Genomic DNA, 10586 nt, shown 5'->3' on the forward strand with positions numbered 1-10586 from the left:
ACTCAAAAATTTCTATACTAGTTGCTTTCCACACGGGTGAACAGAAGGCCCTGGCGATCATTGTTGCCCGAGATGCGGTATTTTGCCCAGGGACTGGGCGTTGCGTTGACCGCCAGTGCCGGTCGTACTTCGGAGGCAGGCCCACGGGATTTCTCCATCTGGGTCGGAGCGAGTGCGCCAGAAGCGCTGGCATTTCCTGCACCAAGCTGGTACCCGAAGAGACCTACCCCCCCTGCCACCGCCAGAGCGGCAGCGAGTTTCAGCCAGGGGAGTTGAGATCGACGGGCTGGACCGGCCCCCTTGGGCGCCTCCTTCAACTCGGTTCCCGGAGATGGCACCAGCTCTGGATGCGCCTGCACCGCTTTTTTCGTCACGGCCAGTGTTTCCTCGATCCGTTTTGATTCCTCTTTGGCAGAGGGATTCTGGGCCAGATACGCTTCGAGCAGTGCCTCGACCTCTGGCCGGAGCTCTCCCATGCGCCAGTCCACGATCAGAGCCTGTAGTTCTTGTGCATTCATAGGCTTGGGTTTCTTTGCTAAGGGTTGAGGTGGGCGGAGCCTGAAGCGTCCGCCGATAGACGTTGCCGTACTTCGGCGACGGCGTGATGAATTCGGGAGCGAACCGTGCCCACGGGAATGCCCAGCACTTGGGCGATCTCTGCATAGGAAAGGTCCTGCGAAAACCGCAGATCCAGGATCTCCCGCTGCAAGGGGGAAAGTCCCGCGATGGTCTCGCGCGCCTCCGTGACCCGGTCATCGCCAGGCATCACTGCGATGGCGACCTCTCCGTGGGAGTTCGACGCCTCAGGATCAAAGGGCACCACATTCTGGTCCTTTTGCCGCTGCGTCCAGGCGGCCTGGCTGATCCGGCGAGCGATGCCAAACAGGTATCCCCGGGCGCACTCCAGCTTCCGCCCGTCTTCCAGGCTCCGGGCCATCTGAAGAAACGTCTCCTGCACGAGGTCTTGCACCGCTTCTCCTGCCCCGTGGCGACGGGTGAAATAGCGTGAGAGATCCCCGGAGCTCTCACTGAAGAGGCGCTCTAGCAGAGGCGGATGGGGGGCGGATTCCACGGCAGAGTGTAAGGACAAGACAGACGGGTGATCGTGCAGCGGCACCGGTCGCCCAGCGCCTCCTTTCAAACTCTACGTGGAGTCTGCCGGAAAAAAGGTTCACTGGGGAGCGCAAATTTTTTGCGTCGCGCAGTTGTCACACGGCGGGTTAATCTCCTTGCCCTCCTTCGGCCCTCACACTGACTCCCTGCCCAAGAAGGCAGGCACCACTTTAACCCCCGTTTCTTTGGCCCGCCCCTCCTCGACCAGCTTGATCACCAGGTGGTAAATCCGCTTGGCAAAGGCGACCGGACTCACGGCATACCGGGTCATGCGGGGCACGACCCAGTCCAGGAAGGCGTCGTCGTCCCGGCAAAGCACCGCCATGTCTTGCGGAATTCGCACGCCGCGTCGCAGGAGATGGGTGTGCACCGTCAGCGCATAGCCTGAACGCGCCACCAGCAAGGCGGTAGGGCGGGCCCGGCCTGCCAGCAGGATGTCCAGACTGGTGCAGATGCCATCCACGGCACCGTTATGGTGCACAATCTCCCCTGCGATCTCCCGGCGCACGGCCGCAGCCACACCTTCGCGGAAACCCGCCTCACTCTCCAGGTCGCCGCCAAAGCGATTTTCCTGAAGCAGAAACGCAATCCGACGGTGACCGCGCTGCACCAGCGTTCCCACGGCGTGCCGGCAGGACGCCCGGTAGTCCCGATCCACAGAAGGCAGCGTCACGCCGGGGAAGGTGGAACCCACCACCACACAGGGCAGCCCGCTTTCCTCGAACCAGCGCTGCATTGCCTCAGTCGCCTGATACAAGACCCACACCGTGGCTGGTGAGCCGGAGGTGATGACCTCCAGCGCCTGAACCGGGCTCTTTTTACCAAACCCTCCCTTCCCCACGGTCACCTTCAAGAGCTGACCGGAAGCGGCCAGATGACTCCTCAGCTCATCCACCCAGTGCATCACGGTCGGCGGCAATGACTCCAGGGACTCAGGACTGAGCAATCCCACGGTCAAAGGACGCGCCGCCACCGCCTCAGCTTGCATAAGGATCCGGGTGCGACGCCCCTGGCCAACCTCCAGCAGCAGCTCACGTTTCAACAACTCAACCGCCGCTCGCAAGGTGGGCCGGCTAACCTGCCACTGATTGCACAAAACGCGCTCCCCCGGGAGATGCCCCTTCCATTGGCCTGAGGCAATGCCCAAGCGCAAGGCCTTCGCGGTCTCCACGATCAAAGAGGTCTTCGCAGGGCGAACAGGGGTAGCGGACATTCAGGGAGTTCAGCGGCTCTTGGGAAACTGGTCAAGTATTTTGACCGGCATGGGCTCTCCACAACTCTCTTCATTGGATCCTGCAGATTCCCTGCTAGGGTTGCCTCACAGGAGAATTCCTCGACCACGTGTCCCAAATGCTAAAATCGAACCTGCCGTTTGTTGATGTGATGAGAGGACTAGCCATCCTCGGAGTGTTCCTGTTCCACGCCCTGGGAACGTCGTTCGGATTTGATCAACTGAAATGGGAGGGCCTTTTTCGAGATTGGAGTGCCCCACTGTCTTTCCTCGCACTCTATCCCTTCACCTATGGTTCCTACGGCGTTGCCATCTTTTTCGTCGTAAGCGGCTTCTGCATTCACTTGAGTCACATCCGCAGCAATGAATCCGGATGGTTGGGATTTTTCTGCAGAAGGTTTTTCCGAATCTACCCTCCGTACCTGTTCGCCGTCGCCACCTTCTTTTTCGTGTGGCCGTGGGGCTCATGGCACATCGACTCCGGAGAACGAATCAAGCAGCTGGCCTCTCATGTTCTGTCCATTCACAATCTGAGCAAGGGCACGTTCTTTGGCATCAACCCTTCTTTCTGGAGTATTGGCGTCGAACTCCAGCTTTACTTGATCTATCCAGCTCTCTTGCTCCTGAGTCAACGCTTCGGATGGAAGCGGAGCCTGATCGTCACCTTCATCTGCGAGATTCTCATTCGGCTCGTTGATGCCTGTTTGCTCACGTCTGGGCAGCGACCCCTGCCCATGTTGATCGCAGGCTCCCCTTTCGCCTACTGGTTCAGCTGGTCGCTCGGAGGATACATTGCCCAGCAAGCAATCGCTGGAGTCACTCCACGTTTGCTTTCTCGAATCTCTTTCCCGTGCGTCGCGGGAATGGCCGTGCTTGCCCCCTTCGCGAAACCCACAGCACCTTTTTCATTTCTCATTGCAGCGCTGGGTACGGGTGTAGCCTTTGAACGATTGCTTTCCGGCAGATGGCAAATCCAAAGCTCCGTCGCCTCCAGTTTCCTCACCCGGCACCTCGTCTTTCTTGGGATGGTCAGCTACAGCTTTTACCTGATTCACCAACCGGTGCTCACCAAGTTCTGGCAGTTGCTGACCCGCGTTTACCCCTCTGCCCCCATCCCTCCGCTGACGAGTTTCGCGCTGTGCTGCGCCATGTATCCCTGTGTCCTCGCAACGGCTTATCTCGCCTACAGGTGGATCGAAAGCCCCAGCATTGCGATTGGAACCAGGCTGCGTAAACGCCTCCAGAATCAGACAACTGTCCATGCGAGCCCAAGCCCACCAAGCGGCCAGTCGCCCTGATCGTCCGCTAATTCCAAGAACGATGAGGGATTCTCCTCCCAGATCGCTAAGTTCTGCTTCGCTTCTACCGTTCTCGGATTCATGCATGCACCGTTCTCACGCCTTTTCCTCGCTTCCCGTCTGGCACTCGCATTGATTGGCACCCTCTCTGCCGCGCCGGCCGATGTACCCCTGCCCGATGATCCGAATGCACCCGCCGCGAAGAAGGGGACCAAAACTGCTCCCCTGCCCTCCCTCGGCCAGGTACAGGACGTGGCCGGTCTGCCACGGGTGTTGATCATCGGCGACTCCATCTCCATCGGCTACACACTTCCGGTTCGGAAACTTCTGGAGGGGAAAGCCAATGTGCACCGCATTCCCACCAATGGCGGTCCCACCAAGAACGGCGTGACGAATTTGACGAAGTGGCTCAGCACAGGTGGAAATGACAAATGGGATGTCATCCACTTCAACTGGGGCATTCATGACCTCAAGCACATGCCAGATGGCAAGCGCCAGGTGGAGCCTGCGGACTATGAAGCCAATCTGCGCAAGCTGGTGGATCAAATGAAGGCCACGGGTGCCAAACTGATCTGGGCCACGACCACCCCGATCCCTGAGGGACCGCTCAATCCGCCCCGCACCTTTGGCAGCGTCACCGAGTACAATGCGATCGCCGCCAAAGTCATGCAGGAGAAAGGGGTCGCAGTGGATGATCTCTACAAAGAGATCCAGCCCAAAGTGGCCAAGCTGCAGATCCCCAAGGACGTCCACTTCACCCCTGCGGGATCAGAAACACTGGCAAAGACGGTGGCCGCTAGCATCGAGTCGCAACTGCCTGCCAAAAAGTAAGAGTCTTGGAAATCATTGGGCCGTCATGATCGACGGCCGCACCTACACAGAGAAAACGTGCAACATGGTCCATCGTCTGGACGTTGGCGGGAGGAAACCACTCCCCCAACTGCCATGCGGTTCATATCCTTCATTAGTTTTCTCCTCCTCACCTCGGCAACTCAAGCCGAGCCTCTCTTCGAGACAACTCCGGTCTTCACCCTGACGCCGGACAACAAACCCAACTACCGCATTCCTTCACTGATCAAGGCGACCACCGGAGACCTCCTGGTCATCGCCGAGCGACGCAATGATGGTCCGGGCGACATCGGCAATCACGACATCGTGCTCAAGCGCAGCACCGACCAAGGCCGAACTTGGGGCGAGGAAGTGACCGTTCTGGACGATGGCGACAATGTGACCACCGACATCACGGTTGGCGTGATCGAAGGGCGCATCTGGCTGTTCTTTCTACGGGACAAGAAGGCCTTTCATGTGCTGACGAGTGACGACCATGGCGTCACCTGGAAAGGACCTCACTCCATTCACGCCCAGGTCACCCGGCCGGAATGGGATCAACTTCAAGGCAAATCCGACGAAGACGCGAAACCGCCGAAGAACCCCAAAGGTCGCATGGCCCAATGGGAAAAGAACTGGGCCCAGCGTTATGGCATCGGCCCCGGCAACACCGTCCTGAAGCTCCAGAGGGGTGCAAAAGCGGGGCGAATCGTCGTACCGGCCCGGCATCGCGAAGACATCGGCAAGGGGCGCTTGCGCAGTTTTGCCCACACCTTCTACAGCGACGACCAGGGCAAGTCGTGGAAGCTCGGAGGCAACATCGGTCTGAACACCAGCGAATGCCAGATCGTAGAGCTCGCCAACGGTGACCTCCGTGTCGTCTCCCGTAATGAAAGCAGCGAAGACGCTCCAGACAATCTTCGTCACCTGACAGGCGTAAGCCATGATGGTGGCGAGACCTGGGTGAATTTTCATCGACTGGAGGAGCTGATCACGCCCCGTTGTCATGGTCCGGTTGAGCGGTTCACGCTGGCAGATTTCCAGGGACAAACCCTCAATCGTCTCCTCTTCGCCAGCCCGGCCTCACCTTATCGGCAGCCCGAGCATCCCTACGGTCGCTACAATCTCACCGTTCGCTGGAGTCTTGATGAAGGGGCCACCTGGAGCACCGGTCGCACCATCTGGCCCCACCCCAGCTCCTATGCGGACCTGGTGGTACTGGACGATCAATCCATCGGCATGCTCTACGAACGGGGCGACAAGGGCACCACACACTACTGGGACGAACTGCACTTCGTGAGATACAACTGGGAGTGGCTGACTTCCGGCAGAGAGAGTCTTGCCAGCACCCCAGATGCGAGGTGAAGGGTGATACCATCAAAGCAGCATGATCAACTTCCCCTACCCTCTGCGCCTCCCCTTTCAGAATGCCCTGACTGGTGCCACCTATTTCCTGGTCAGCGGGGATCAGATCGAACCCACGCCGGACCAGCTCCTGGCGATCGCGAGATGTGCCAATGAGCCGCTGGTGTATGACTTGCTGTTCAGAGAGCGGTTTGAAGGTGAACCCTACCAGGAGACCGACGCCGCAGGTTGGATCACCTGGACGCACGCAGGCTGGAAGGACAACACCCACTTCTCCTTCATGGTGCAGGACAACGCCGGGGGGGTGGTCGCAGCTTGCGACATCAAGAGCAACGACCTTGAAGGAGCCGAAATGGGCTATTGGTCCTCCACGCATCATCGCGGAGTGATGACCAATGCAGTGAAGCTAATGTGCCAAGAGGCCGCCAAGGCGGGGTTTCGCGCACTCACCGCCCGCACGAAAAGAGGCAATGACAAATCAAGGGCGGTGCTGCAACGGGTGGGATTTCAGGACGTCGCATCACCTGATGATGAGCGGTATGATCACTACTTGCTACAGCTCGACGTGAGGTCATGAAATCCTGATCACCGCCTGACTCCGCGTTCTAGGAAAGCACGACTTATCCAGCCCCCCCGGCCATGACCAGGACTCTGACACTGCCCCTCATGCAACAGGCTCCCTGGGTTGGCTGGGCTGTCATTGGGGGTAATACCTTGCTGTGAATGGGCCTCGCGCTCTTTGGGGCTCCATTTTGGATGGTCATCGGAGACGGCATCCTGTGCCTCCTAATGCTTGCCATCCAGATCTGGATGAACATTTGCAAGCCGGAGCAGCGCCTCATTTTAGGTGAAAGCTCCCTGACCTTCGTCGGCATCCTGGGCGAGACCACACTTTCGTTCGCCGAGATCACCAGCGCGGAATACAAACCTGATCCCGCGGGAGACACCAGCATCCCCTTCCTTTTCCTATCGGATGGTCTGGGGAAGTCCATTGTCGTCCATCCCGGATTCCTCCTACTTCCAGTGGGGGTGATTCCCTTCGTGGAAGAGCGGCTCCTCGCTCACGGTAAGAGGCTTGAACGTCATCGATGCTAGACCTCCTGGGCCAGCGTCAGCTCACTGGTCAAATCAATTCTCCAGTCCGCGCAGAATGTTTTGCGCTATTTCGCCGTGTTTGGGCGCGTTACCGGGATCGCGCTTCAACCCCTCACCCTGCCTTGCATGATTCGCCGCACGCTCCTCAAGCTTCTCCCGGGCATCGCCGCCACCCTTTTGGGTGGCTCGTTGCTTCACGCCGCTGAACTCCGGCTACCGGCTCTGTTCTCAGATCACATGGTGCTCCAGTCCGGCCAATCACCTCCAGTCTGGGGTTGGGCCACACCGGGCGAGGAGGTCACGGTTACGGTGGCCGGGCAGACGCAGACCACCAAAACGGGCGCCGATGGCAAGTGGAAGCTGGCCCTAACCCCGCTGGAGGCAAGCTCCAACCCTCAAACGCTGACGGTCAAAGGAAGCAACTCCCCAGCAGTGACCATCCAGGACGTGCTGGTAGGCGAAGTCTGGCTCGGGTCCGGCCAGTCCAACATGGCCATGATGGTGCAGGGGGCCAAAGATGCCGCCGCAGAAAAGGCCGCCGCCAACTTCCCCAGCATACGAGTCTTCACGGAAGGCTCCCGCGGTGCAAACACACCACAAGAGGAAGCCAAAGGCTCATGGGTGGTGTGCTCACCCGAAGCCGTCGGCCGGTTCACCGCCACAGGCTACTTTTTCGCCCGGCAATTGCATCAAGTCTTGGGTCGCCCTGTCGGTGTCATCAACTCCTCGGTGGGCGGCACCCCGATTGAAGCGTGGACTCGCAAAGAGGCCCAACAGGCCGATCCCGCCCTCAAGGACTTCGTCGCGGGCGTGGAGCAGATCAAGACCCACTACAACGCTGCTGAAGAAGCCGAGCGCTACCAGAAGGTACTGGCCGACTATGAAGTGAAAGTGAAGGCTGCAAAAGAGGCTGGCAAGAGTATCCCACGCAAGCCCCGCGATCCGGCAGAAACGCTCAATCGCTCAACCAATCTCGGTTACCTGTTCAACGGCAAGATCGCCCCTCTCGCCCCCTATGCCATCAAGGGCATCCTCTGGTATCAGGGCGAGGCCAATGCCCAACCCGGAAAAGCCCGCTACTACGAGGCACAACTGGCCCTCCTGATCAATGACTGGCGCAAGACCTGGGGCAGTGATCTGCCATTCGGATTTGTGCAACTGCCCAACATCAAACGCAACGACGCCTGGGTGGACATCCGCGAGGCCTACACCCGGAACCTCAAGCTGCCCAAGACGGGCATGGCGGTGACGATCGACATCGGCGAGGCCCTGGACGTGCATCCGAAGAACAAACAAGACGTGGGCAAGCGCCTGGCGCTCTGGGCGCTTCACGATGTTTACGAACAAAAACTGGTCGCTCAGGGTCCCGCGCTGGAGAAAGCCGAACCTCGCGATGGCAACCTGGTGCTCACATTTAAGAACACGGCCGATGGCCTCGCCACCAGTCCGGATGGTAAAGCCGAGGGAGCGCTGACGGGCTTTCTCGTGGCGGGTGAAGACCGCAACTTCAAGCCCGCCACCGCACGCCTGGAGAACGGTCAGGTAATCATCTCGAACCCCGAGATCCCCCAACCAGTCGCCGTGCGCTATGCCTGGAAAGACTGGCCGCAAGCCAACCTCTACAACAGCGCCGGCCTCCCTGCCGGCCCCTTCCGCAGTGACGACTGGCCGAAGCCCCCGCCGGCGGAAGTGCGCCTCGCCGCCCTCTTCTCAGATCACGCCGTGGTGCAAGCAGGCGCTGCCGCCTCCATCTGGGGCTGGGCAGAACCCAGCACGCCCATCACCGTCACCCTGGCTGGCCAGACCAAGGCCACCCGTACCACTGCCGATGGCAAATGGCGCGTCGTTTTTGGTCGCCTCACCGCATCCCCGGAACCACAGACTCTGGAGGTGAAGAGCCCCACGAAAACTCTCAGTGTAAAGGATGTCTTGGTCGGCGAGGTGTGGCTGGCATCTGGCCAGTCCAACATGGCGTACCTCTTCAGCCGCGGCCAGTATCCCCCTGCAGAAGCCGCCGCTGCCAACCGCCCCACTCTGCGCGTCTTCACGGTGGCCAAACAGTCCAGCCGCGAACCCAAGGCGGAATGCGAAGGCTCCTGGGTGGTGTGCACTCCTGAAACCGTGGGCAACTTCTCCGCCGTGGCCTACTTCTTTGCCCGGGACCTGATGGACAAGCTTCAGGTCCCTGTGGGCATGATCAACTCTTCCTGGGGTGGTACAGACATCGCCGCCTGGACCAGCGAAGACGCCCAGAAGAAGGTGCCCGAACTGAAGGCGCAACTGGAGCGGTGGAAGACGGAAGACGCCGCCTTCAAACCCGACGAGGCAAAGACATCCTACGAAAAAGCGCTGGCCACGTGGAAGACACGCGTGCAGCAGGCGAAAGCGGCTGGCAATCCCCCGCCCCGCAAACCCCAGGAGCCAACCCAACCCTCCACCGATCAGAACCATCCCGCGAACCTGTACAACGGCATGATCTCTCCGCTGCTGCCCTATGGCATCCGTGGGGTCATCTGGTATCAAGGCGAGCACAACACGGCCACCGAGGAGAAAGCCCGGCTCTACGACAAGCAACTTCCCCTTCTGATCGAAGACTGGCGCGCCCGCTGGGGACGGGAACTCCCGTTTGCCTGGGTGCAACTCCCCAACTTCGAGCGCAAGGACTACCGCCCGCTCGTGAGGGAAGCCATGCTCAAGACGCTCTCCGTCCGCAACACCGGCATGGCCGTCACGGTGGACGTGGGCGAAGCCAATGACAACCACCCCCGCAACAAGGCCGCCGTGGGCAACCGCCTTGCCCTCTGGGCGCTGGATCGGGTGTATCGCGAAAAACTGCTTTCCTACTCCGGCCCATTGCCAGCAGAGCACAGGATCGAAGGCAGCAAGGTGACGGTCACGTTCAACCATGCCGACAGAGGACTGACAGCGAAGGACGGACCGCTCAAAGACTTCTTGATTGCCGGTACCGACCGCCAGTGGAAACCTGCCACCGCCACCATCGCCGGCCGCACCGTCGTCATCTCTAACCCTGAAGTGCCCCAGCCCGCAGCGGTGCGCTATGCTTGGGACAGCAACCCGACGGGCAATCTCGTCAATGGCGTCGGCCTGCCCGCCTCCCCCTTCCGCACCGATGACTGGAAGGATTCCACCCCCGCTGCACCAGCGGCAGATGAGGCGGAGAAAACGGACCTCTTTGTGGGTGGCGAAAATGGCGTCTCCCTGTACCGCATCCCTGGCATTGTGGTCACTCCAAAGGGCACCGTGCTGGCGTATTGCGAGGCCCGCCGCACCAGCCCTGCAGACTGGGGTGAGATCGAAGTGCACCTGCGCCGCAGCAGCGATGGCGGCAAGACCTTCTCTGCTGCCCAGCACATCGCCCACCACGGTGCCCGTGATGAAGGCAACCCGCATAAGAAAGAAGGTGGCGAGAAGGAACAGACGGTGAACAATCCGGTGGCCATCGTGGATGCCAAGACGGGCGTCATCCATTTCCTGTACTGCCTGAACTACAAGCGCTGTTTCTACATGCGCAGTGAGGACGATGGGCTGACCTTCACTGCCCCAGGGGAGATCACATCTGCCTTTGAAGGCTTCCGGTCCAAGTGCGACTGGAAGGTGCTCGCGACCGGACCGGGACATGGCATCCAGCTCAAGAA

The 10586-nt window shown here is 60.0% G+C and carries 9 protein-coding genes; 6 read left to right on the plus strand and 3 right to left on the minus strand.

Annotated features, from left to right (window positions below; genetic code table 11):
- Nucleotides 1-17 precede the first annotated feature (17 nt).
- The 3 genes from BV034_RS19565 to BV034_RS19575 all read right to left on the minus strand — a co-directional run bounded on the left by BV034_RS19565 (nucleotide 18) and on the right by BV034_RS19575 (nucleotide 2326).
- The gene (locus BV034_RS19565; RefSeq protein WP_050028672.1) at nucleotides 18-518 is read right to left on the minus strand and encodes a hypothetical protein; all 501 of its coding nucleotides are present in this window, start codon (nucleotides 516-518) and stop codon (nucleotides 18-20) included.
- A gap of 17 nt (nucleotides 519-535) precedes the next feature.
- Complete coding sequence (locus BV034_RS19570; RefSeq protein ID WP_050028673.1) at nucleotides 536-1072, minus strand: sigma-70 family RNA polymerase sigma factor; 537 nt, start codon at nucleotides 1070-1072, stop codon at nucleotides 536-538.
- Nucleotides 1073-1246: 174 nt separating this feature from the next.
- Complete coding sequence (locus BV034_RS19575; protein WP_050028674.1) at nucleotides 1247-2326, minus strand: substrate-binding domain-containing protein; 1080 nt, start codon at nucleotides 2324-2326, stop codon at nucleotides 1247-1249.
- 137 nt (nucleotides 2327-2463) lie between these two features.
- Between BV034_RS19575 and BV034_RS19580 the strand changes: the two genes are divergently transcribed.
- From BV034_RS19580 to BV034_RS19605, 6 genes are all read left to right on the plus strand, one after another.
- Nucleotides 2464-3642 (plus strand): acyltransferase, encoded by a 1179-nt coding sequence (locus BV034_RS19580; protein WP_050028675.1) that lies wholly within the window; start codon nucleotides 2464-2466, stop codon nucleotides 3640-3642.
- A gap of 81 nt (nucleotides 3643-3723) precedes the next feature.
- Entirely contained in the window at nucleotides 3724-4473 is a 750-nt protein-coding gene (locus BV034_RS19585) for an SGNH/GDSL hydrolase family protein (RefSeq protein WP_050028676.1), read from the plus strand.
- A 114-nt stretch (nucleotides 4474-4587) separates the two neighbouring features.
- Nucleotides 4588-5835: a sialidase family protein gene (locus BV034_RS19590; protein ID WP_050028677.1), complete on the plus strand. Its 1248-nt coding sequence runs from the start codon at nucleotides 4588-4590 to the stop codon at nucleotides 5833-5835.
- Between the two features lie 22 nt (nucleotides 5836-5857).
- Nucleotides 5858-6412, plus strand: coding sequence for a GNAT family N-acetyltransferase (locus BV034_RS19595; RefSeq protein WP_050028678.1), 555 nt, complete (start codon nucleotides 5858-5860; stop codon nucleotides 6410-6412).
- Between the two features lie 146 nt (nucleotides 6413-6558).
- The gene (locus tag BV034_RS19600; RefSeq protein ID WP_050028679.1) at nucleotides 6559-6930 is read left to right on the plus strand and encodes a hypothetical protein; all 372 of its coding nucleotides are present in this window, start codon (nucleotides 6559-6561) and stop codon (nucleotides 6928-6930) included.
- 126 nt (nucleotides 6931-7056) lie between these two features.
- On the plus strand, nucleotides 7057-10586 hold a 3530-nt coding region (locus tag BV034_RS19605; protein WP_050028680.1), incomplete at its 3' end, for a sialate O-acetylesterase.

Source organism: Verrucomicrobium sp. BvORR034 (genome assembly GCF_000739635.1).
Lineage (GTDB): Bacteria > Verrucomicrobiota > Verrucomicrobiia > Verrucomicrobiales > Verrucomicrobiaceae > Verrucomicrobium.

What these genes read in the sequence shown, in the direction of transcription:
- BV034_RS19580 (WP_050028675.1), top strand. Translation starts at nt 2,464, where the DNA reads ATGCTAAAATCGAACCTGCCGTTTGTTGATGTGATGAGAGGACTAGCC.
- BV034_RS19585 (WP_050028676.1), top strand. Translation starts at nt 3,724, where the DNA reads ATGCATGCACCGTTCTCACGCCTTTTCCTCGCTTCCCGTCTGGCACTC.
- BV034_RS19595 (WP_050028678.1), top strand. Translation starts at nt 5,858, where the DNA reads ATGATCAACTTCCCCTACCCTCTGCGCCTCCCCTTTCAGAATGCCCTG.
- BV034_RS19565 (WP_050028672.1), bottom strand. Translation starts at nt 518, where the DNA reads ATGAATGCACAAGAACTACAGGCTCTGATCGTGGACTGGCGCATGGGA.
- BV034_RS19600 (WP_050028679.1), top strand. Translation starts at nt 6,559, where the DNA reads ATGGGCCTCGCGCTCTTTGGGGCTCCATTTTGGATGGTCATCGGAGAC.
- BV034_RS19590 (WP_050028677.1), top strand. Translation starts at nt 4,588, where the DNA reads ATGCGGTTCATATCCTTCATTAGTTTTCTCCTCCTCACCTCGGCAACT.
- BV034_RS19575 (WP_050028674.1), bottom strand. Translation starts at nt 2,326, where the DNA reads ATGTCCGCTACCCCTGTTCGCCCTGCGAAGACCTCTTTGATCGTGGAG.